We start from the raw sequence: 21,292 nt of genomic DNA, 5'->3' as shown, positions 1-21,292 counted from the left end.
CCTGCTCTTTACAAAACTCACCATTTCACCATCTCACCATTTCACAACTTCGCTATGACCATAGACCGGTGCGAGTACAACATCACGGTGTATACCGAGAACCAGGTGGGGCTGCTGAACCGCATTGCTATCATCTTCTCGCGGCGCAAAATCAATATCGAAAGCCTCAACACCTCCCCTTCGGAAATCGAGGGTATTCACCGCTTCAACATTGTGGTGGTGGAGACGGAGGAAGTGGTGCGCAAGATTGCCCGCCAGATTGAAAAGCAGGTGGAAGTGCTCAAGGTCTACTTTAACCCCAATGAGGACGTCATCTGGCAGGAAATGGCCCTCTACAAAGTGCCCACCGACGTTATTGCCGAGCGGGCTCTGGTGGAGCGGCTGCTGCGGGAACACGGCGCCCGGGCGGTGGTGATTCGCAAGGACTATACGGTGTTTGAAACCACCGGCCACCGCGAAGAAACGGACAAGCTGCTGGCAGTGCTGCAGCCCTACGGCCTTATCGAGTTTGTGCGCTCGGCCCGCATTGCCATCATCAAAGACAGCAAGGGCTTCCACCACAAGCTCCGCGAGTTTGAGCGCATTGAGCCCGGCCACGAAGTAAGCGAAAACGACTACCTCAACAGCCGCGACAAGGTGTTTTCGATGTGACTTGCGTCAGGTTTTTGGTTGGTTGTTTTTGGTTTTTGGCCCTAGCGCATTCTCAAAGACAAACAACTAAAAACGAATAACAAAAAACCAGAAACCAATAACCATAAACCACTCAACCTCCAACCAACATGGCAACCATCAACTTCGGCGGCGTAGAAGAGCACGTAGTAACCCGCGACGAATTTCCTCTGGAAAAAGCCCGCACGATTCTCAAGGATGAAACCATTGCCGTGATTGGCTACGGCGTGCAGGGCCCCGGCCAGGCCCTGAACCTGCGCGACAACGGCTTCAACGTCATCATCGGGCAGCGCCGCGACTCGGCCTCCTGGAACAAGGCTGAAGCCGACGGCTGGGTGGAGGGCGAAACCCTGTTCGATATCGAGGAAGCCGCGGAGCGCGGTACCATCATTGCCAACTTGCTCTCCGACGCCGGCCAGATTGCGGTGTGGCCCACGCTGAAAGCCCGGCTCACGGCCGGCAAAACGCTGTACTTCTCCCACGGCTTCGGCATCACCTTCAACGACCAGACCAACATCATCCCGCCCGCCGATGTGGACGTGGTGCTGGTAGCGCCTAAGGGCAGCGGCACCAGCCTGCGCCGCCTGTTTGTGGCTGGCGGCGGCCTGAACTCTTCCTTTGCCGTGTACCAGGATGCCACTGGCCACGCCTACGAAAAGGCCATTGCTTTGGGTATCGGAGTGGGCTCGGGCTACCTGTTCGAAACTGACTTCAAGCGCGAAGTGTACTCTGACCTTACGGGCGAGCGGGGCGTGCTGATGGGTGCCCTGGCCGGCATCATTGAGGCCCAGTACCAAGTGCTGCGCCAGCGTGGCCACTCCCCTTCCGAGGCTTTCAACGAAACCGTGGAAGAACTCACCCAGAGCCTGGTGCCGCTGGTGGGCGAAAACGGCATGGACTGGATGTTCAGCAACTGCTCTGTGACGGCCCAGCGCGGCGCCCTCGACTGGAAAGGCAAGTTCCGCGAGGCTACCCTGCCCGTGCTCAACGAGCTGTACGACAGCGTAGCCTCCGGCGCCGAAGCCGCCCGCACCATCCAGCGCGGCTCTACGCCCGGCTACCGCCAGGAGCTGGAAGCCGAACTAAAGGAAGTGCGCGACTCAGAGCTGTGGCAGACCGGCGCCACTGTGCGCGAGTTGCGCTCCAAGGCCACCGAAAAGGTGGAAGAATTGAGCTAATCAGAAAATAAATAAAGGAAGGCTGGCCGCAACGCCAGCCTTCCGCTTTTCGCTGAACCTATGCACTGGAATGCCGACTCCTATACCCAAAAGCATGCTTTTGTCTCTCAGTACGGCGCAGGCTTAGTGGAAGTACTTTCTCCGCAGCCGGGCGAGTGGGTGCTGGACCTAGGCTGCGGGGCTGGGGAGCTGGCGCAGGAAATAGCCAGCCGGGGCGCTAACGTAGTGGGCCTGGACGCCTCGGCCGACATGCTGACCAAGGCCCGGGAGCAGTTTCCGGCGCTTGATTTCCGGTTAGCCGATGCGGCCACGTTTGAGCTATCAGAACGCTTCGATGCCGTATTCTCGAATGCGGCGCTGCACTGGGTTCCGCAGGCAGAGGCCGTGGTGCGGCAGGTATATCAACATCTGCAGCCGGGTGGGCGCTTCGTAGCGGAGCTTGGCGGGAAGGGCAATGTGGGGCATATTGTGGAAACCCTGCTCCGCCAGCTGCACCAGCACGGCTACCCACACGCCAGCGCCGACTGGTGGTACTTTCCCTCAGTGGCCAAGTACACCGCGCTGCTCGAACAACAAGGGTTCCAAGTGCGCCTGGCCCAGCACTACGACCGGGAAACGCCCCTTGCCGACCCCGATACCGGACTCCGGGACTGGATTGAGCAGTTTGGGGACAATTTCTTCCGGGGCGTTGAACCGGAAACCCAGGCAGACATTTTAGCTGCCACCGAAGCCGAGCTGCGCCCCGTTCTGTTCCGGGATGGGCAGTGGCGGGCCGATTACAAGCGCCTGCGCATCGTGGCAGAGAAGCCCGGGAGCTAGTTGTTCGTTGACAGTGTCAGAGTCACTCAACAACCAAAACAAATAGCTAGCAACGAATACCCCCTTTAATGACCACTGAACCTATGCAAGAAGACACGCTTACCGCTACTCCGGTAGTGCAGCTGGCCAACGTGGAGCGCGCCGCCCGCACCCTGGATGGCGTCATCTACAAAACCCTGCTGCAGCACAATCTGGGCCTTTCCGATGCCTATGGAGCTAACGTGTACCTCAAACGCGAAGACCTGCAGGTGGTACGCTCCTACAAAATCCGGGGTGCCTACAACAAGATAGCCGGGCTTAGCCGGGAACAGGTGACGCGGGATGTAGTGTGCGCTTCGGCCGGCAACCATGCACAGGGAGTGGCCTATGCCTGCCAGCTGCTTGGGATTCGCGGCTACATCTTCATGCCCGCCCAAACGCCAGCCCAGAAGGTAAGTAAAGTGCGTCTGTTTGGCAAAGATCAGGTGGACGTGGTGCTGGTAGGCGCCACCTTCGACGATACGTACCAGGCCGCCAAAAACTTCTGCGACCAGCGCGGCAGCACCTTCGTGCACCCGTTCGATGACCTGGCCATTGTGGAAGGCCAGGCTACTGTGGGCCTGGAAATCCTGCGCGACGCGCCCGCTCAAATTGATTTTCTGTTTATGCCCATCGGCGGCGGGGGGCTGGCTTCGGGGGTGAGCAGTGTGTTTCGGCAGCTGAGCCCGCGCACCCGCCTGATTGGGGTGCAGCCGCTGGGGGCGCCTTCGATGCAGCGGGCCATTGCCAACGGGCAGCGCCAGGCCCTGGAATCTATTGAGAGCTTCGTGGACGGGGCAGCCGTGAAATGCCCCGGCGAGCTGACGTTTCAGCTGTGCCAGGAGCTGCTGGATGAGGTGGCCCTGGTGCCCGAGGGGCAGGTATGCGAGGATCTGCTGAAGATGTACAACGAGGAAGGCATTGTGCTGGAGCCGGCGGGCACGCTCAGCGTCTCGGCCCTGCACCAGTACGCCGACCAGATCCAGGGCAAAACGGTGGTGTGCGTGCTCAGCGGCTCCAACAACGACATCACCCGGATGGAGGAAATCAAGGAGCGGGCCATGCGCCACCAGGGCCGCAAGCACTACTTTCTGGTCACCTTCAACCAAAAGCCTGGGGCTTTGCGCCGCTTTGTGAACCACGTGCTTCAGGAGGGCGACGACATCATCCAGTTTCAGTACATCAAAAAGAATAACAAGGAAAAAGGGCCCGTCTTTATCGGCCTGGAAGTGCAGAACCCGCACGACGTGGCGGGCATTCAGCAGCGCATGGCTGCCGAGGGCTTCGGCTACGAGTACCTGAACGGCAAGCAGGATTTCCTGAGTTTGCTGGTGTGAGGTAAGCGAAATACTATCCTGAGGTGGTAGCCAAAGGATCTTCCCACCTTTGACCTGTGCTTACTGCTGGTCAGACAGAGTTTCGCACAACTGTTCGTGTTGTGGTATCAGGACTCCTCTTATCAAAAGCTAAACTACTCCTCTCCAGAGTGTCTTAAGCTGCTCCCGCCACGACTTTTTGATTGTGGCGGTGAGTTGCCCGCTAATTTCTGCGGAGAGCTTCAGTAACTCCTCTTCTACTTCCTCGTTCTCACAGGCTTCCTTTATTTGTTTTAAAAGCCGCTGTCTAAATGGTTCGGAAACATTGGTATACTTAATCAGATACACGTTATACAGCAAATCTTGTATCTCATACCAGACGCTATCTGTCATAGGCCATTTTGGATTGTTCAACCTGGCCCAAATGTCAATATCTCCTTCTATAGTATCGGTATACTTTGATATGCTCGACTGTAATCATGGCTCCTACACAGTTTCGTATATTGGAAAACAAAGTATCCAAATCTACCTCGTTACAACAGCCGTTCTGCTTAAAACAATTACCAAATATAGGCAGCTAAGTCATTATTACCTTGGAATTATCCAACATGGTATTGTGACTATCATCCCTTCCTTATGAGCTAGCAGAAAGTTCCGGCCAATTTACACTGGGTTAGGTATTGTAGCTGTATTATTTTCTGTCTCCTGTATTTCAGCTCTTTATAAATTAAACCTCAACTTTTAGAAATAGTAGGCTTGCCGATGAAGGGTTTCCGAAGCCCTGGCCTGGGAGCGTACTTGGTGCTTTGCGGCTGAAAGACCCCTGTGCCATGGCTACTCAGAAAATCCACATCTTCGATACCACCCTGCGCGACGGGGAGCAAGTGCCGGGCTGCAAGCTCAACCGGGACGAGAAACTGCTCATTGCCCGGCAGCTGGAGCTACTCGGCGTGGATGTGATTGAGGCCGGCTTTCCGGTTTCCAGCCCCGGCGACTTTGACGCCGTGGCGGCTATTGCGGCCCAAACGCGCTACGCCACCGTCTGCGGCCTCTCCCGCGCCGTGGAACACGACATCATTACAGCGGCGGAAGCCCTGAAATCGGCCAAATATCCGCGCATTCATACCGGCATCGGTACTTCCGACTCGCATATCAAATTCAAGCTCTGCACCACGCCCGACAAGATTATTGAGCGGGCGGTAGCGGCCGTGAAGCTGGCCAAAAGCTTTGTGGAAGACGTGGAGTTTTACGCCGAAGACGCCGGCCGCACTGAAAACGAATTTCTGGTGCGCGTGTGCGAAGCCGCTATCCGGGCTGGTGCCACGGTGCTCAACATTCCTGATACCACCGGCTACTGCCTGCCGAGCGAGTACGGCGCCAAGATTAAATTCCTGGTCGACAACGTGCGCGGCATCGAGCACGTGCGCCTGTCCACGCACTGCCACAACGACTTGGGCATGGCCACGGCCAACTCCATTGCGGGCGTGCTCAACGGCGCCCAACAGGTGGAGTGCACCATCAACGGGGTGGGCGAGCGGGCCGGCAACACGGCGTTGGAAGAAGCCGTGATGGTGCTCCGCCAACACCCCTACCTCAACTTCGAAACCGGCATCAACACCAAGCTGCTGGCCGAAACTTCGGCTATGGTTTCGCACCTCATGTCGATGCCCGTGCAGCCCAACAAGGCCATTGTGGGCGCCAACGCGTTTTCGCACTCCAGCGGCATTCACCAGGATGGTGTAATCAAGCACCGCCAAACCTACGAAATCATCGACCCGCTGGAGGTGGGCATGCCCGACTCGGCCATTGTGCTCACGGCCCGCTCTGGCCGCGCGGCCCTCGCCTACCGCCTCCAAAAGATCGGCTACGACTTCGACCGCACGGCCCTCAACAAAGCCTACGCCTCATTTGTGGCCCTCGCCGACCGCCAGAAGGAAGTCGTGGACGAGGATTTGCACGTGATGGTAGAGCAGGAAAACCTCGTTACCGTCGGCTAACCCAACGCTGGACCGTCATGCCAACACACCCGGGCACGGCGGTTTTCTATTTTATGCTGAGCCCGAACTACGGGAACCTCAAGTTCCCGTCACCCCACCCTTCTCATGGCTAAGACCTTATTTGATAAAATCTGGGACGCCCACGTGGTGCGCGAAGTAGCCGGTGGCCTCACCGTGTTCTATATCGACCGGCACCTGATCCATGAAGTCACCAGCCCGCAGGCGTTTGACGAGCTGACGGCCCGCGGCCTCACGCTGCGCCGCCCCGGCCAGATCGTAGCCACCGCCGACCACAACGTACCCACGCGCCACCAGGACCAGCCCATTCAGGACCCACTGTCCCGCTCCCAGGTGGACAAGCTCACCGAGAACTGCGCCAAGTTTGGCGTGGAGCTTTACGGCCTCGGCCACCAGTACCAGGGCATTGTACACGTCATTGGGCCGGAGCTGGGCATCACCCAGCCGGGCCTGACGATGGTGTGCGGCGACTCGCACACCTCCACGCACGGCGCGTTCGGCACCATTGCCTTCGGCATCGGCACCAGCCAGGTAACGCAGGTAATGGCTTCCCAGTGCCTGCTGCTCGACAAGCCCAAGCGCATGCGCATCACCCTGGACGGGGAGCTGCGCCCCGGCGTGTCGGCCAAGGATTTGATTCTGCACGTTATTTCCCAGTTGGGTACCGGCGGGGCCACGGGCTACTTTGTGGAATATGCTGGCAGCGCCATCCGCGCCCTGAGCATGGAAGGCCGCATGACGGTGTGCAACATGAGCATAGAAATGGGCGCCCGCGGTGGCCTCATTGCGCCTGATGCTACTACGTTCAGCTACCTCGAAGGCCGCCGCTTTGCGCCCCAGGGCGAGAACTGGGACCGGGCCGTGGCCTACTGGCAGACGCTCTATTCCGACGAAGATGCCCAGTTCGACGCCGAACTGCAGTTCGACGCCTCGGCCATTCAGCCGATGATAACCTACGGCACCAACCCCGGCATGGGCATTCCGCTCAGCGCCAGCATTCCCATGCTGGCCGATTCGGGCGAGGCCGCCAGCTTCGACAAGTCGCTGCGGTACATGGGCTTTGAGGCGGGCGAGTCGCTGCTGGGCAAGGAAATCAACTACGTGTTCATTGGCAGCTGCACCAACTCCCGCATAGAGGATCTGCGCACGGTGGCGGCTTACGTGAAGGGCAAGCGCAAAGCCGCCCACGTGGAGGCCATCATCGTGCCCGGCTCCAAGCAGGTAGAGCTGCAGGCCATTGCCGAAGGCATTGACCAAGTGCTGGCCGACGCGGGCTTTGAGCTGCGCGAGCCAGGCTGTAGCGCCTGCCTGGCCATGAACGACGACAAGATTCCGGCCGGCGCCTACTGCGTATCGACCTCCAACCGCAATTTCGAAGGCCGCCAGGGGCCCGGCGCCCGCACGCTGCTGGCCTCCCCGCTGGTGGCGGCTATCACCGCCGTGGAAGGTCGCCTGGTTGACATCACGCAGTACTTGAACTAACCCAACTCCCACCCCATGGAAAAGTTTCAGACCCTGCAATCCGGCGTGGTACCGCTGCCCATCGAAAACGTGGACACCGACCAGATTATCCCGGCCCGCTTCCTGAAGGCGACGACCCGGGAAGGCTTCGGGGCCAATCTATTTGCCGACTGGCGCTACGCCGCCGGTGGCCAGCCGAAAGCCGATTTTGTGCTCAACGACCCGCGCTACCAGGGCCACCAGATTCTGCTGGCCGGCAAAAACTTCGGGTGCGGCTCCAGCCGGGAGCACGCCGCCTGGGCCCTGTACGACGCCGGTTTTCGGGTGGTCATCAGCAGCTACTTCGCCGATATTTTCCGGGGCAATGCCCTGAACACCGGCCTGCTGCCTCTCCAGGTGTCGGATGAGGTGCTGCAGGCGCTGTTTGCCGCCGTGGCCGCCGACCCGCAGCTACCGCTGACGGTGGACCTGGGCGCGCAAACCCTCACGGTGCCCGGACGGACGGAAGCCATTCCCTTTGAACTGGATGCCTACAAAAAAGAGTGCCTGCTAAACGGGTACGACGACATTGATTTTCTCATAAGCCAAGAGGCGGCCATTACGGCCTACGAACAGCAACGGTCATGGATAGCGTAAGCAAACGAATAGTAGTGTTGCCCGGCGACGGTATCGGGCCGGAAGTATGTAGCGAGGCGGTGCGCGTGCTTAAGGCAGTGGGTGACCGGTTCGGCCACGAGTTTCACTTCGACTACCAGCTGATGGGCGCCTGCGCCATCGACGCCGTGGGTACGCCACTGCCGGACGTTACGCTGGAAGCCTGCCGCCAAGCTGACGCCGTGCTGCTAGGCGCCATCGGCGACCCGAAGTACGACAACGACCCCACTGCCAAAGTGCGTCCTGAGCAGGGGCTGCTGGGGCTGCGCAAGTCGCTGGGACTGTACGCCAACATTCGCCCCATCACGGCCTACGACCAGCTGCTAGAACACTCCCCGCTGAAAGTCGAGCGCATTCAGGGCACCGATATCCTGATTTTCCGGGAGCTGACCGGTGGTATTTACTTCGGGGAGAAAGGCCGCAGCGAGGACCGCGCCAGCGCCTACGACCACTGCACCTACCACCGCGACGAAATCCTGCGCATTGCGCACCTGGCCTTCAAGGCCGCCGAAACGCGCCGCCACAAGCTCACGCTGGTTGATAAGGCCAATGTGCTGGAAACTTCCCGCCTCTGGCGCGAAACGGTGCAGAGCATTGCACCTCAGTACCCCAGCGTGGCCCTGGATTATCTGTTTGTGGACAACGCCGCCATGCAGATTATCCTGAATCCGCGTCAGTTTGACGTGATGCTGACGGAAAACATGTTTGGCGACATCATTTCCGACGAGGCTTCGGTTATTGCTGGCTCCCTGGGCTTGCTGCCCTCCGCCTCCATCGGCGACGGTTCGGCGCTGTTTGAGCCCATCCACGGCTCCTACCCGCAGGCCAAGGGCAAGGGCATTGCCAACCCCATTGCCACCATTCTCTCGGCGGCCATGCTGCTGGACCACTTCGGTCTGATAGAAGAAGCCGACTGCGTGCGCGACGCCGTACAGCACGCCCTCAACGAAGGCGTAGTGACGCCCGAGCTGAGCCCGGTCGTGGTACACACCACCGAGCAGGTGGGCAGCTTCATTGCCTACGCCGTGCTGGACATTGCTGACTGCGAGCTGCACCGCAATAACATCCGGCTCGGCATGAGCACGATTATCTAAGTGGTGAAATGGTGAGTTGATGTTCCGCAGGCGCAGTTTGCGCAAGTGGTGCGGACAGAAATCAATCTCACAACTTCACAAATTCACCACTTAAAAAGTACCTCAGGGGTGGGGTTAAAGCCCGAGTATCTGGTCGCCGGACCGGATGCTTGGGCTTTTTAGCGTTTGGCGGGCGGCAGTCGGCCCCGGCGGTTTTGGCGGTTCACCGGGCGCGGGCGACGGTTCACCCGGTTTGGCCTGGGGCCGCGCAGGCAAAGTGCGGAAGTTTGGAGCATCAAATCTGACTTCTCAACCCTCACGCTTCGTCTTATGAAAACGCTTCGCCCCCACTTCGCCTTCCTGCTCCGCGGCCTCGGCAGCCTGCTGTTCACGCTCTTGCTCCTGCAAAATGCCACTGCTGGCGGCCTCACAAATGGCACCCCGGCTTTTCAAACTTCTGATGGCGTGAAGCTTTTCGTGAAAGTGGCCGGCCAAGGGCAGCCCTGCCTGTTTGTGCATGGCGGACCGGGCGCGGGCAGCCAGGCGGTGGAAGTGCTGGCCGGCGCCCCGCTGGAAAAGCAGCTGCAGATGATTTACCTCGACCAGCGCGGCAGTGGCCGCTCGGCCAGCGACCCGCAGAAAAACTACTCCCTGGAGCGTCAGGTGCAGGATATGGAAGAATTACGCCAGCAGCTGCACCTGGAAAAATGGACGCTGATGGCCCACTCCTTCGGCGGTATTCTGGCCGTGGCCTACGCTCAGAAATATCCCGGCCGCGTGCACAGCCTGATTCTGGTCAACAGTATTCTGAATTTGCCGGCTTCGATGGAAAGCACCACGGCTTACGGCTACACCCTGCTGCCCGCCGCTACCCGCCCGCCGCTCGATGCCGCCGCGCCTCTGCCCCAGCGCTACTTTATGGTAACGGGCCTGCTCCAGCGCCAGGGCCTCTACAACCAGCTTCAGTACGCTTCCGATTCCTCGGCGGCGCGGGTGAGCCGCACGATGAAAGGCCAGCCTGCCAACCACGACTTTGCCGCCAGCATGTTCCAGAACCCCGGCAGCTACCTGCTCGATTACACGCCCGCCACTGCCAGTCTCGCTATGCCCGTGCTGGTGCTCACCGGTCAGCAGGACTACGTAACCGGCCCCGAGCACTACAAGAGCTTCCAATTTCCCAAGCAGCAAGTGGTAGTGTTGCCCGGTAAGCATGTCCCTTTCCTCGATAACCCACAGGAATTAAACCAGGCCGTGCAGCGCTTTGTGCGCCAGCTGCCCCGCAAAAGCTAAGCAGGTATCCTGACTCACTTACCCACCCGTCATGCTTCATCTGGCGTCCGCTTGTCGAAGCATGACGGCCAGGAATTATTTTTACAAAATTCAGCAAACGCGCTTATCACCAACTCACTTCGCGAAAAAGCTACTTTTACCGTCCATGAACGACCGAAAGTTTCTACTCTGGGGAATTCCCATTCTGGCGCTGCTGGTGCTGATTCCCCGGGGCGTGCTGCACATTCGGTCGGTGCCGGTTTTTTTCCTGAACTGGGGCATTTCGCTGCTCTTTACCTGCGCCTTCTGGTTTACGGGGCGGGCCCTGTGGCAGGCCTTATTTCGGCGGTTTCCGCGGGTCGACCAGACCCGCAAGCGGCTCTGGCGGCTGGCCGTCATCAACACCGCTATTGCGGCGGCCGTCACCTTTATTCTGGACAGCATTGCGGCCTGGGCCCAGGGTGGGCAGCTGGATAGCGCCTCGTTCTGGCGGGAGTTTGGGCTGAACATGGTGCCCACGGTGGTCATTCAGCTGATTTACGAGAGCATGAACTTCTTTCAGCAGTGGGAAGAGAACGTGCGTCGGGCCGAGCAGCTCCAGAGTGCCGGCGTGCAAAGTCAGCTCGAAGCCCTGCAAAGTCAGCTCGACCCGCACTTCCTGTTCAACTCCCTCAACACTCTTTCCGCCCTCATTGAGCCCGAAAACGAGCCAGCTCAGGACTTCGTGGAACAGCTTTCCGATGTATACCGCTACGTGCTGCTGGCCCGCGACCGGCCCACCGTTCCGCTCAGCGAGGAATTGGCCTTCGTCGATACGTACCTAGCCTTGCACAAGGCCCGCTTCCGCGACAATCTGCGCGTGACTATCGATGTGCCGCCGGCCGCTTTAACTCGGCAAGTAGCCCCACTGAGCGTGCAGCTGCTGGTGGAAAATGCGCTAAAGCACAACGTGGCTTCGCGGGAGTTTCCGCTGCAGCTGCGCCTCGCGGCCGACCCTATTGCCGGCCACTTCACCGTGGAGAATACGCTGCGGCTGCGCACCGCCGGGTTAGCGCCCGGCACCGGCACCGGCCTACGCAATGTGCGCCACCGCTACGAGTTGCTCCGCGCCCCGCACCCAGTTGACGTCACTTCCGAGGCTGGCCTTTTTCGGGTGAGGCTGCCGCTGTTAAGTTAGTGGCCGCTGCTGCCAGCTTAGCTGGTGAAGACTGCGGCACTCCCCATTTCCCTAGCTCACTATTTCACCGTCTATGACCGTTTTGCTGCTCGAAGATGAGTACCCGGCCGCCGAGCGGCTGCAGCGCCTGCTGCGCCAAGCCGCGCCCGAGGCCCAGGTAGCCGCCGTGCTCGACAGCGTATCCGGCGCCGTGCAGTGGCTGGAAAGCAACCCCGCTCCCGACCTGATTCTCTCCGATATTCAGCTGGCCGATGGGCTGAGCCTGGAAATATTCGACCAGCTGCTGGTGCGCAGCCCGGTTATCTTCACCACGGCCTACGACGCCTACGCCATTCGGGCCTTCAAAGCCAACAGCATAGACTACCTGCTGAAACCAGTAAAGCTAACTGAGCTAACGGCCGCCCTCACCAAGCTCCGCGACTGGCGTCTGGCCCTCCGCGAATCGGCCGCGGCCGGAGTAAACGGGCCGCCCGAAGAGGCCTCCGTGCACCGCCTGGAGCGCCTGGCGGATTCTCTACCGCGCCCCGACCGGCAGTTCAAAACCCGTTTTCTGGTGCGCAGCGGCGAGCAGCTGCTGCCGCTGCCGGCCGCCCAGGTGGCCTGGTTTCAGAGCCGGCACGAAACCACTACCCTCACCGCCACCGACGGCCGCCGTTTTGTGGTGGATTACACCCTGGAGCAACTGGAAAGCCTGCTCGACCCCCGACAGTTTTTTCGCCTGAACCGGCAGTTCATTGCCCAGCTGCCGGCCGTGCAGCGCCTCCACCCGCACTTCAATGGCAAGCTGCTGCTGGACTTACAGCCCGCTCCCAGCGACGAAGTCTTGGTGAGCCGGGAAAAAGCGGCGGCGGTGAAAAGCTGGCTGGAAGGATGATTTTGTAATGTGCTGATGTGAAGAATGTGGGTAATGTGCTAATGAGGTGAAACGTGTCATGCTGAGCGTAGCCGAAGCATCTCTACCGCTTCGTCTGCATCGTTCAACGAAGCAGTAGAGATGCTTCGGCTACGCTCAGCATGACGTTCAAGGATGCAGTGGCGACTTACACCTTCACCAGCACATTCCGCACATTAGCGAAGCGCAGCACATTACCTGTCCAGCCAGGCCTTGAAAGCCGACACCTTCTCCCGGCTCACTAGCACGGTGTCGTTGTCGGGGGCGGCGGGCTTGAGGACGGTCTGCAGGCGGGAGTTGGTGTAATGTATGATGTCGTGGATGGCCTCGGCGTGGGCAAGGTAGGCGCGGTTGAGGCGAAAGAATTCGGCCGGGTCGAGCATGCCTTCCAGTTGCTCCAGGGTGTAGTCCACCACGAAGCGCCGGCCTTCGCGGGTGTGCAGCAGCGTCACTTTTTCCAGGCTGGCGAAGTAGGCAATCTGCTCCACGGGAATGGCCTTCAGGTGCTCCCCCACCCGCACCACAAAGCGCGACTTGTACTCCTTGGCGGGCTGGGCCTGGCGCAGCACCTGGGCCAGCAGCGTGGCATCAAAAGCCGGGGCGGTGGCCTCGCGCTGGCGGCGCAGCTTGTCCAGGGCCGCCGTCAGTTCCTCCGGGTCGATGGGCTTGAGCAGGTAGTCCACGCTGTTCACCTTGAACGCGCGCAGGGCGTACTTGTCGTAGGCCGTGGTGAAGATAACCGGGCTCTGCACGTCCAGCCGCTCAAACAGCTCGAAGCTCAGCCCATCGGCCAGGTGAATATCCAGAAACAGCACATCCGGGGCCGGGCGCAACGCGCGCAGCAGGGCCTCCGCCTCCGCTACCGACTCGGCCGTGCCGACCACCTCCACCGGCTGCGGCTGCTTGCGCAGCAGCTCCGTGAGGCGGCGGGAGGCCAGGGGTTCGTCTTCAATAATCAGGGCGCGCACGGGAGTAGTCATAAGCGAAAGTAACGCGGCGGGTGGATTCCGGCCCGAAAAACTACTGCAGCTCCAACAGCGGCAGCGTCACGCAGAACTCGGTTTCGGTTTGGGCTACCTGCACCGTTTGCTTGGTGAGGAAAGCGTAGCGGGCTCCCAGGTTCTGCAGCCCCAGCCCCGTCGACTCGCCTTCCGGGAGGCGGCGCGGGCGGCGCTGGTTGCGCACCGTGAGCGTGCGAGCGGCTGCATCCAGCGTTACCTGAATTTGCAGCGGGTCGCGCTGACTCGTAGCGTTGTGCTTGAGGGCATTTTCCAGCAGCAGCTGCACGGCCAGTGGAGGCACCAGCAGGGTTTCCAGCGCGGCGGGCAGGGCCGGCATCTCCACCTGCACGCCTTCACCCAGGCGGGTGCGCTGCAGAAACAGGTAGGCCTCCACAAAGCGCAGTTCCTCGGCCAGCGTTACCACTTCCTGCTCCTGGGCATCGAGCACGTAGCGGTACACCTGGCTGAGCTGACGGATAAAGCGCGTGGCCCGGGCCGGGTCGTTTTCCTCCACCAGGGAGGTCAGCGCGTTCAGGGAGTTGAACAGAAAGTGCGGGTCGAGCTGGCGGCGCAGGGAATCGGCCTGGGCCTGGGCGTTTTCCTTCTGAAGCCGCTCCGTCTGGATGGCGGCTTCGCGCCAGCCCAGCAGAAACGAGCGGCTGTGCATAAAAAGGGAAATAACCACGGTAATCAGCAACGGAACGACAAACTGCCGAACTGAGAGGTCGGAAAGCGGGCGGTGGTGGTAGAATACCAGAAAGCTGCCCGACACAAGCAGAATCACCAGCAGCGACACGACCAGCGAAAAGGCCAGCGTGATGAGAAACCGTCGGATGGGTTGGGCGGTCCAGTCGGCGCGGCGGTTGAGCCACTCGCTGGGGTAGCCGTTGGCCAGCCACAGCCCCACCGTGTAGCAGAAATTGTAGCCGAACGTGACCAGGAAATCCTCGCTCAGAATCGAGCACCCCCGACAGAACAACAAGCTCAGACCCAGCGACAGCGCCAGCATCAGGCTCAGCATGAATGCCCACTTGCGGTGCGGGTAATAGCGGCCCAGGTTGGTGAGGGAAGCTTTGCGCGCCTGTAGCGCGTCTGCGGGAGTCTGGGCCGGGCGGTTCGGGGGAAGGGCAGATTCAAGCATAGCACAAGGCCCGGCGGGCTGATAAAACAGGCGAAAAGGTAAGAAAAGCTGACGGGGCAGGTACGCGGGCTTGCGGACGAAAGCATAGATAAACATATATATTCACCCTGTTTGCTTGCGGCTGCTTGCCGGCAATACCTTTGGCGCCGCTGGACCAGCAGTTGGTTCACCCGAAAAAGACATATAGCAAAGCTCTTGTTTGCAGGCATCGAAGAATGAAAAATCCGAAGGCATTCGTGAAAAAACTGGTGAAGTGGGGCGTGATAGGGCTGTGTGGCTATGGGGTAATTACAACGCTGGTGTATGGGCAGGACCGCACCAACGAAGAAACGGGCGTGTATGACTTCAGCTGGTCGGGGCTGGATGCGCTGTTCAATGAGGAGGAATTTGGGTTCTTCACCAACAAGCCCGTAGCAACGCCCCTGCAGGGCCTAGACGGTCCTTATCTTATGGATAGCACCCGATTCGACGTTGATGAAAACAGCCAGCTGACGCGCCAAACTTTTACTGTAGGCCAGCCCGTACGGGTGCGGGTTCCGAACGCTGACGGTGACTCGTTTACATTCATGGTACGCCCGGCTCACCCCCAGCCCCCGCATGCCTACCCCTTGCCGGCGCGGCTGCTGGCCATTTCCGATATCGAAGGCAACTTCAACGCCCTGGCGGGCTTTCTGCAACGCAATGGGGTGGTTGACAAGCAATTCAACTGGATTTTCGGGGCGGGCCATCTGGTGCTGAATGGTGACTTTATGGACCGGGGCAATGAGGTGACGCAGGTGCTGTGGCTGCTGTATAAGCTGGAAGGGCAAGCCGATCAGGCCGGTGGCAAGGTCCATTTCATCCTGGGCAACCACGAGGTGATGAACCTCTACGGCGACGTTTCCCACGCCCAACGCAAGTATATCGGGGCGGCGCAACGCATCAGTGGACAGCAGCGCTGGGACAAAGCCGGGCAGGCGCTGTACTCCACCCGCTCGGAAATGGGCCGGTGGCTGCGCAGCAAAAACGTCATCGAGAAGATTGGCCCCTACCTCTTCGTGCACGCCGGCCTCAAGCCCAGGCTGCTCACCGACAGCCTCACGATTCCGGAGCTAAACCGCATTGCCCGGAAGTACTACGGCCTTCGGATGGCCAAACAGCTCAGCGGCTCCCGCGAAGGCACCGTGCTCAGCCACTACGATGGGCCCTACTGGGACCGAAGCCTCTCGCTGAACTTGCTGTATAAGGCCGTTTTCTTCTTCAACGACCCGCTCAACGCCTCCTACCACAGCACCACGCAGGCTGAGCTGGAGCAAATTCTGCGGTTTTACCGGGCCTCGCGGGTAGTGGTAGGCCACTCAGTGGTCAGTCAGGTGACACCCGACTACGAAGGCAAGGTGCTGAAAATCGACGTCAAGCACGGGCAGGAGAAACACAGCGACCAAACCCAGGGCTTACTTATTGAAGGCAACACCGAATACCGCGTGAACGGCAAAGGCGAAAAGACCCGAATCGGGGGCGCGGCCTGAGTAGCTGAAGTAGCTCTCCGGTTAAAGAAACTGTCATGCTGAGCTTGTCGAAGCAGGACGTTCTGTTTTCCTGTTGATTGTGGCCTGGCTATGCGGCAGCAGCTTACTTCACCGACGCCGTTTCGTAGCTTTTCAGCCGGCCTTTCAGCTGCTGCTCGCCCCAGTTGGGAGCCAGCGCGGAAGAGGGCTTGAAGGCCTCGAAACGCGCTTTGGCTACTTCGTAGATGGGCTTGGCTACCTCGGCTCCACCACCAAACATGCTGGGTGTGTAGTACACGTTGTTGGCCTGCACCAGGTAGATGCGCGGGTTGGCCGGGTTCAGCTTTTTGGCCTGGCCCAGCGTTTCATTCACCATGCCCGAGTACTTCATGGAGCGCGCCATCGGCGACACGTTCAAGCGGGCCTGGTAAAGGTAGGCCTGCAGCACCAGCAGCTCCGATTCGTCGCCGCCCAGCTTGCGGGCCTGGGTGAGGGCGGCTTCGGCCTGGTCGAGGTACTTGTCCTTGGTATCTCCGTCTTCCTTGCTCACAAAGCAAGTGATGACGCGTGCATAGGCCTGGTAGTAGCGCGGCAGCCAGTCCTGGGGCTTCACCGAAGCGGCGCGCTCCAGCTTGGCGTCTACTTGTTTGAGCTGGGCCGGGTCGCCGGTGCTCATCAGCTCCTGAATAGTGGCGGCCAGCAGCTGCGTATAGGCATCGGTGGGCTGGCTAGTAGCCGCAGCCGGGGCGGCAGGGGAAGTCTGGGCCTGGGCGGCAAAAGAAGCGGCAACGAGGGCGAGGGTGAACAAAGTCTTTTTCATAACGCAGAAAGGCTGAAGGGTTGTTGAAGCGTTGTTGTGTGGTTGAGTGACTCAAAGGTGCGGCGCCGCTGGCCCCATTGAAATTTGCCTTTACCGAAGCGTCGGATTTTCGGGATGAAGCGTTGGTATCGGTTGTCAGTTGCCCGTTGCTAGTTGTTAGTTGCCCCTTGATAGATAGGACGTCATGCTGAGCGGAGTCGAAGCATCTCTACTGCTTCGTTGCAAGGCCAATTAATTAGTCAGAGGTAGAGATGCTTCGGCTTCGCTCAGCATGACAGGCAACGAATAACGAGCAACTATTAACTGGAAACCAGCAACTAGAAACCCGAAACCCCCTTTACTCCGGTGCGGTATTCAGGTCTACCGGCTTCTTGTTGATGGAGATGAACAAGCCCACGAATAGCATGCGTGGGGCCGAGGGCGTGACGGCCGTACGGGCGTAGGTGCCGTCGGGGCTGGCCTGGGTGGCGTAGCGGTAGCCGTACACATTCTCGCGGCCCAGCACGTTGCTCATGCTCACGTAGAGAATGGTGAACTGCCCCCGAATGCGGGTAAGGTAGCTGGCGTTGAAACTCAGGTCCTGGTAGCTGGGCAGACGGCCCTGGTTGTAGCCTTCCTGCGCAGGGTTGTGGTAGCGGCGGGAGCTGCCGTAGCTGGCCGTGAAGCCCACCTGGGTGTGCGCCCTGGCAATCCAGTATTTGCCTACCAGACTCAGGTTGTGGCGGGCTGCGAAAGAGGGCACGGCCAGCGCAGGGTCTTGCCGGGCCTGGCGGCGCGTGTCCAGCAGGCCGTAACTCACCCAGTAATCCGTGTTTTTGAGAGTTTTCCGGTCACGCCAGTACAGGTCGAGGCCGCGGGCGTAGCCGGTGCCGGGGCTGCGGTAAGCGTTGGGGTTATTGGGCTGCTGCGCGTCGAATACCGTAAGGTTTTGGTAAGACTTATCGTAGGCTTCGAGGCGCAGGGTGCGGTTGTCGCGGGCGTACTGGTAGGTGAGCAGGGCGTGGCGCGCCCGCTCGAAGCGCAGCTCCGGGCGCACCCGCAGCAGGTCGTTGGCCGGCGTCTGGTAAAACAAGCCGTAGGCACCCGAAATTGAGCTGTTCTCGCCCGTCTGCCAGGCCAGGGCCAGGCGCGGGGCGGCGTTCCAGCGGCCCAGCAGCGCCGAGTACTCGGCCCGGCCGCCCACGCGGCCCCCCAGCCGGTCAGCCAGACTAATATCGGCCTCGGCGAAGACAGCCCCCCGACGCTCGGTGAAGGAGCCCGCCTGCCACGTTGGCGCATCGACGGCTTCCTGATAGGTGCGGCGGTACTGCTGGCCCAGAGCTTCGGCGCCCAGCTTCAGGCTCCAGTTGGCGCCGGCCGAGTCGTTGGTAAGCATCAGGCGGCCCACCAGGCTTTGCTCGATTTCCCGCAGCCGCCCGTCATCGGGGCGCACTTGGTTGTCGTCGCGGGTGAGGGCAGCGCCGGTATTCAGGCTCCAGCCCCGGCGCAGGGGGCTGCGGAAGGTGGCGTTTAGGTAGCCGTTGCCGTTGTGCAGGGCCACGGTGCGGTCGGCGGTAAATGCCTCATTAGGCTGCCGCAGGGCCAGCTGCTGCTGATGCCACACGCCGTACACTTTCAGCATCCCGGCCTCGCCGGTGCGGTGGCGCATGCTCACCGATGAACCCAGGCTCTGCGGGGCCTTCACCCACCCGAAGCTCTGCGGCACCAGCCCATAGTAGGGCTGCAGGTTCATGTAGTCGGCCGTAACAGCCACGGAAGTACGCTCCCAGCGCTGTACCCGGCTCAGGCTCCCCCCCACCGACATCAAGCTCACGCCCGTCTGGGATTCGGGGGCCAGATCAGTAGTGTTCAGCAGCACCACGGCGCTGAGGGCCTGCCCGTACTCGGCCGAGTAGCCCCCGGTGCTGAACACGGTGCCCTTGAACAGGAATGGCGAAAACCGCCCCCGGGCCGGCACGCTGGGCACCGAGCCGCCGTAGGGGTTCTGCACGGGCAGCCCATCGAGGTAGGTTTTGGTTTCGCCGGCGGCCCCGCCCCGCACGAACAGCTTGCCCTCGTCGCCCACGCGGGTGGTGCCGGGCAGGGCGTTCAGGGCTCCGGCCACGTCGCCCAGTGCGCCGGCCGTGGTTACAATGTCGAGGGGCTTGAGCACGGCGCTGCGCTTTTCGTCGCTGGCCTCGAAGGAGCCGGCCGTGATGACCACGCCGCCGAGCTGGTGCCGGTCGGCTTTCAGTTGCAGGGGCAGCATCAGCTCCCCGCCCGCCAGCTGCACGGGCATGGCCTGGGCCAGGTAGCCCAGCAAACTGAGCTGCAGCGTCTGGGCGCCGGTTTGGGTGGTTTCAAAGCGGAAAGCGCCCACTGAGTCGGTGCTGGCCCCATCGAAGGAGCCGCGCAGGAATACGTTCACGCCGGGCAGGGCCTGGCCGTGGTCGTCGCGGACGGTGCCGCGCAGGGTGGTGGTTTGGGCCAGCCCGAGCAAGGGGGCGAGCAGAAGCAGAACGAGAACAAGTGGTTTCATAGCCAGCAGCGGTGAGGTGATGGGTCAAAAGTGGCCCACCGTCACCGCGCCGGAAACTTGCCGTTACCGAAGCGTCAGAATAAGGGGATGAAGCGTCGGGAGAAGGGAGTTTCTGGTTGCTGGTTGTTCGTTGTCAGTTGTTCGTTGCTGGTTGTCAGTTGTTAGGACTGTCATCCTGAGCGTAGCGAAGGACCTTCCTCTGGTAAGTGGTAAGGCCAGCTCAGCGCTTGACTGCTGGGTACACAAGGACAAGCACGTTGGATTGACGGCAACATATAGGCGAGGAAGGTCCTTCGCTACGCTCAGGATGACAGAACCAGCAACTAGAAACTAGAAACCAGCAACTAGAAACTCGCAACTTCCCCTATCATCACCCCGAAGTCTCCGTCCAGCTGCTCCCAGCCCTGGGCGGGCAGGTAGGTGCGCGACACGAATCCATCCAGGTACAGAGCCTGCTGGCAGCCCTGGAGCTGGAAGTAGCGGGCGAAATCGTAGAAGTTGATTTCCTGCTTCGACATGGCCAGCAGCACGCGCCCATCGGGCAGCAGCCCCACGCCGTTGCGAATCTGGCGGTTGGCGGAGCCGGGCCGGAACGCCGGGTGCAGCTGCCCGTCCAGCACCAGCATCGGCCCCGACTGCGTAGCGTACTGCACCTGCCGCCCCGCCCGAAACGCGGCGGTGGGCACAATGGCGGCCTCCCCGGCTCGGGTGAAGTAGAACACGCCGTTGGGCTGCAGGTAAAAGTTGCCGGTGCCGCGGGTGGTATCCAAAGGGGTGCGCTGCTGGCCGTCTTCAATAAACAGCCCCAGGGGAACCGGGCCGGTGCGGTACATGCCCCCGTTGCAGGCAAACACGAGGCGCTGCCCCCGGCCCGCCAGCCAGTCGCGGAGGCGGCCAAGGCTGCGCAGGGGCTGGCCGTGCTCATCCCGCCAGTATAGGCGCAGCATTTGCCGCCGCGGGTTCATGGTGTAGCTGATGAACTGGTTGGCGTCGGGCGTATCGGGCGGGGTGCAGTGGGTAACCAGCAGCAGGCAGATGAGTCCTAGCTTGCTCCTACAGATGCTACTGTATCTGCTTGCCACGGGCCGCATACTCCGCTAATTCTGCCTCCTGCGCGGCTTTTTTCTGAATAGTAGCAATGGTGCGCATCAGGTATATGGCTACAAGATTTATGCTTAGGGTATTTAGCTCCGCCCTGCTGTTGATATGTAATTCAAAGCCTGAAGATGTCAGCAAGGAAATAACTTTCGAACCCTCCGTGAAATCAACTCCCAGCAAAAACCCTAGTCCGGCCACGTAATTCAGCCCGAAGCCTACCACGGTAAAACTGAGTACCTGCAATGCCTGATTCAGCATAGCAAGCCGGAGTCCTTTCTCTATTGCCCCCTTTAGGAGTTGCTGCCCACAGTAGATTGAGAAACTAAAAAAGCCAAGCCCAATCGCCAAAACCAGTAGCGTACCTCCCGTAATGGATTCCGTCATCATCATGCTCCAGATGGCTATACCGAATCCAACGACCCCGCCGATGATCTGATAGTAGGCCAGTCGCTTTATGGTTTTCTCCTTTCTTCGATACACGGACATCGTTGGATATGCTTTGCGCGGTTTCTGGTTCTTTCGGCTGCTCTGCCTTTGCTTGGACTATCCAAACTACGCCAATCCCAGCTACTCCTCCAAACCACGCCTCCCAACCACCCCGCCAGGGCACCGATGGTCCTCCGAAGCTCTGCGTTGGTCCTCCGAGGACCAACTTCTCTCCTCGGTGGACCAACGATGGTCCTCGG

Annotated in this window: 18 protein-coding genes; 12 read left to right on the top strand and 6 right to left on the bottom strand. The window is 60.4% G+C overall.

Going from position 1 to position 21,292, the window contains the following annotated elements:
- Positions 1 to 54 precede the first annotated feature (54 nt).
- The 11 genes from ilvN (at position 55) to LRS06_RS15865 (ending at position 12,523) form a co-directional block, all read left to right on the top strand.
- Positions 55 to 651, top strand: a complete 597-nt coding sequence (gene ilvN / locus LRS06_RS15915) for an acetolactate synthase small subunit (protein WP_257872376.1) — start codon at positions 55 to 57, stop codon at positions 649 to 651.
- Between the two features lie 128 nt (positions 652 to 779).
- Positions 780 to 1,847, top strand: coding sequence for a ketol-acid reductoisomerase (ilvC, locus tag LRS06_RS15910; RefSeq protein WP_257872375.1), 1,068 nt, complete (start codon positions 780 to 782; stop codon positions 1,845 to 1,847).
- A 60-nt stretch (positions 1,848 to 1,907) separates the two neighbouring features.
- Positions 1,908 to 2,666: a class I SAM-dependent methyltransferase gene (locus tag LRS06_RS15905; protein ID WP_257872374.1), complete on the top strand. Its 759-nt coding sequence runs from the start codon at positions 1,908 to 1,910 to the stop codon at positions 2,664 to 2,666.
- An 83-nt stretch (positions 2,667 to 2,749) separates the two neighbouring features.
- A complete protein-coding gene (gene ilvA, locus LRS06_RS15900; RefSeq protein WP_257872373.1) occupies positions 2,750 to 4,021 on the top strand; it encodes a threonine ammonia-lyase IlvA in 1,272 nt (423 codons plus the stop codon).
- Positions 4,022 to 4,830: 809 nt separating this feature from the next.
- A complete protein-coding gene (locus LRS06_RS15895) occupies positions 4,831 to 5,997 on the top strand; it encodes a 2-isopropylmalate synthase (RefSeq protein WP_257872372.1) in 1,167 nt (388 codons plus the stop codon).
- Positions 5,998 to 6,102: 105 nt separating this feature from the next.
- Entirely contained in the window at positions 6,103 to 7,497 is a 1,395-nt protein-coding gene (gene leuC / locus LRS06_RS15890) for a 3-isopropylmalate dehydratase large subunit (RefSeq protein ID WP_257872371.1), read from the top strand.
- 15 nt (positions 7,498 to 7,512) lie between these two features.
- Positions 7,513 to 8,112, top strand: coding sequence for a 3-isopropylmalate dehydratase small subunit (gene leuD / locus LRS06_RS15885; RefSeq protein ID WP_257872370.1), 600 nt, complete (start codon positions 7,513 to 7,515; stop codon positions 8,110 to 8,112).
- Positions 8,100 to 9,224, top strand: coding sequence for a 3-isopropylmalate dehydrogenase (gene leuB, locus LRS06_RS15880; protein ID WP_257872369.1), 1,125 nt, complete (start codon positions 8,100 to 8,102; stop codon positions 9,222 to 9,224). Before leuD ends, leuB begins: the two co-directional genes overlap by 13 nt.
- Positions 9,225 to 9,533: 309 nt before the next feature.
- The gene (locus LRS06_RS15875) at positions 9,534 to 10,493 is read left to right on the top strand and encodes an alpha/beta fold hydrolase (protein WP_257872368.1); all 960 of its coding nucleotides are present in this window, start codon (positions 9,534 to 9,536) and stop codon (positions 10,491 to 10,493) included.
- 145 nt (positions 10,494 to 10,638) lie between these two features.
- Positions 10,639 to 11,649 carry a sensor histidine kinase gene (locus LRS06_RS15870; protein ID WP_257872367.1) on the top strand — a complete coding sequence of 337 codons (1,011 nt, stop codon included), beginning with the start codon at positions 10,639 to 10,641 and terminating at the stop codon, positions 11,647 to 11,649.
- Positions 11,650 to 11,722: 73 nt separating this feature from the next.
- Positions 11,723 to 12,523, top strand: a complete 801-nt coding sequence (locus tag LRS06_RS15865; RefSeq protein ID WP_257872366.1) for a LytTR family DNA-binding domain-containing protein — start codon at positions 11,723 to 11,725, stop codon at positions 12,521 to 12,523.
- A gap of 212 nt (positions 12,524 to 12,735) precedes the next feature.
- On the opposite strand, the gene LRS06_RS15860 is transcribed toward LRS06_RS15865, so the two are convergent.
- Together LRS06_RS15860 and LRS06_RS15855 are read right to left on the bottom strand one after the other, a co-directional pair.
- The gene (locus LRS06_RS15860; RefSeq protein ID WP_257872365.1) at positions 12,736 to 13,521 is read right to left on the bottom strand and encodes a LytTR family DNA-binding domain-containing protein; all 786 of its coding nucleotides are present in this window, start codon (positions 13,519 to 13,521) and stop codon (positions 12,736 to 12,738) included.
- A gap of 40 nt (positions 13,522 to 13,561) precedes the next feature.
- On the bottom strand, positions 13,562 to 14,683 hold the full coding sequence (locus tag LRS06_RS15855; RefSeq protein ID WP_257872364.1) for a sensor histidine kinase: 1,122 nt from the start codon (positions 14,681 to 14,683) through the stop codon (positions 13,562 to 13,564).
- A 215-nt stretch (positions 14,684 to 14,898) separates the two neighbouring features.
- Here LRS06_RS15855 and LRS06_RS15850 point away from each other — a divergent pair, with 215 nt between their 5' ends.
- The gene (locus tag LRS06_RS15850; protein ID WP_257872363.1) at positions 14,899 to 16,191 is read left to right on the top strand and encodes a metallophosphoesterase; all 1,293 of its coding nucleotides are present in this window, start codon (positions 14,899 to 14,901) and stop codon (positions 16,189 to 16,191) included.
- Between the two features lie 103 nt (positions 16,192 to 16,294).
- On the opposite strand, the gene LRS06_RS15845 is transcribed toward LRS06_RS15850, so the two are convergent.
- The 4 genes from LRS06_RS15845 to LRS06_RS15830 form a co-directional block, all read right to left on the bottom strand.
- Positions 16,295 to 16,990, bottom strand: coding sequence for a hypothetical protein (locus tag LRS06_RS15845; protein ID WP_257872362.1), 696 nt, complete (start codon positions 16,988 to 16,990; stop codon positions 16,295 to 16,297).
- Positions 16,991 to 17,327: 337 nt separating this feature from the next.
- Positions 17,328 to 19,508, bottom strand: a complete 2,181-nt coding sequence (locus LRS06_RS15840) for a TonB-dependent receptor (RefSeq protein ID WP_257872361.1) — start codon at positions 19,506 to 19,508, stop codon at positions 17,328 to 17,330.
- Between the two features lie 344 nt (positions 19,509 to 19,852).
- Complete coding sequence (locus tag LRS06_RS15835) at positions 19,853 to 20,590, bottom strand: phosphodiester glycosidase family protein (RefSeq protein ID WP_257872360.1); 738 nt, start codon at positions 20,588 to 20,590, stop codon at positions 19,853 to 19,855.
- Complete coding sequence (locus tag LRS06_RS15830; RefSeq protein ID WP_257872359.1) at positions 20,571 to 21,092, bottom strand: hypothetical protein; 522 nt, start codon at positions 21,090 to 21,092, stop codon at positions 20,571 to 20,573. Before LRS06_RS15830 ends, LRS06_RS15835 begins: the two co-directional genes overlap by 20 nt.
- Between the last annotated feature and the right edge of the window lie 200 nt (positions 21,093 to 21,292).

Origin of the sequence: Hymenobacter sp. J193, assembly GCF_024700075.1 — a bacterium.
Taxonomy (GTDB): domain Bacteria; phylum Bacteroidota; class Bacteroidia; order Cytophagales; family Hymenobacteraceae; genus Hymenobacter.
This window is presented reverse-complemented; position numbering and strand designations above follow the sequence as displayed.

Bases quoted from the DNA above. Each gene is read 5' to 3' on its own strand.
- LRS06_RS15860 (WP_257872365.1), bottom strand. From the start codon at position 13,521: ATGACTACTCCCGTGCGCGCCCTGATTATTGAAGACGAACCCCTGGCC.
- leuB (WP_257872369.1), top strand. From the start codon at position 8,100: ATGGATAGCGTAAGCAAACGAATAGTAGTGTTGCCCGGCGACGGTATC.
- LRS06_RS15865 (WP_257872366.1), top strand. From the start codon at position 11,723: ATGACCGTTTTGCTGCTCGAAGATGAGTACCCGGCCGCCGAGCGGCTG.
- LRS06_RS15850 (WP_257872363.1), top strand. From the start codon at position 14,899: ATGAAAAATCCGAAGGCATTCGTGAAAAAACTGGTGAAGTGGGGCGTG.
- LRS06_RS15830 (WP_257872359.1), bottom strand. From the start codon at position 21,092: ATGTCCGTGTATCGAAGAAAGGAGAAAACCATAAAGCGACTGGCCTAC.
- ilvA (WP_257872373.1), top strand. From the start codon at position 2,750: ATGCAAGAAGACACGCTTACCGCTACTCCGGTAGTGCAGCTGGCCAAC.
- LRS06_RS15840 (WP_257872361.1), bottom strand. From the start codon at position 19,508: ATGAAACCACTTGTTCTCGTTCTGCTTCTGCTCGCCCCCTTGCTCGGG.
- ilvN (WP_257872376.1), top strand. From the start codon at position 55: ATGACCATAGACCGGTGCGAGTACAACATCACGGTGTATACCGAGAAC.
- LRS06_RS15870 (WP_257872367.1), top strand. From the start codon at position 10,639: ATGAACGACCGAAAGTTTCTACTCTGGGGAATTCCCATTCTGGCGCTG.
- LRS06_RS15855 (WP_257872364.1), bottom strand. From the start codon at position 14,683: ATGCTTGAATCTGCCCTTCCCCCGAACCGCCCGGCCCAGACTCCCGCA.
- LRS06_RS15845 (WP_257872362.1), bottom strand. From the start codon at position 16,990: ATGAAAAAGACTTTGTTCACCCTCGCCCTCGTTGCCGCTTCTTTTGCC.
- ilvC (WP_257872375.1), top strand. From the start codon at position 780: ATGGCAACCATCAACTTCGGCGGCGTAGAAGAGCACGTAGTAACCCGC.
- leuD (WP_257872370.1), top strand. From the start codon at position 7,513: ATGGAAAAGTTTCAGACCCTGCAATCCGGCGTGGTACCGCTGCCCATC.
- leuC (WP_257872371.1), top strand. From the start codon at position 6,103: ATGGCTAAGACCTTATTTGATAAAATCTGGGACGCCCACGTGGTGCGC.
- LRS06_RS15875 (WP_257872368.1), top strand. From the start codon at position 9,534: ATGAAAACGCTTCGCCCCCACTTCGCCTTCCTGCTCCGCGGCCTCGGC.
- LRS06_RS15895 (WP_257872372.1), top strand. From the start codon at position 4,831: ATGGCTACTCAGAAAATCCACATCTTCGATACCACCCTGCGCGACGGG.
- LRS06_RS15905 (WP_257872374.1), top strand. From the start codon at position 1,908: ATGCACTGGAATGCCGACTCCTATACCCAAAAGCATGCTTTTGTCTCT.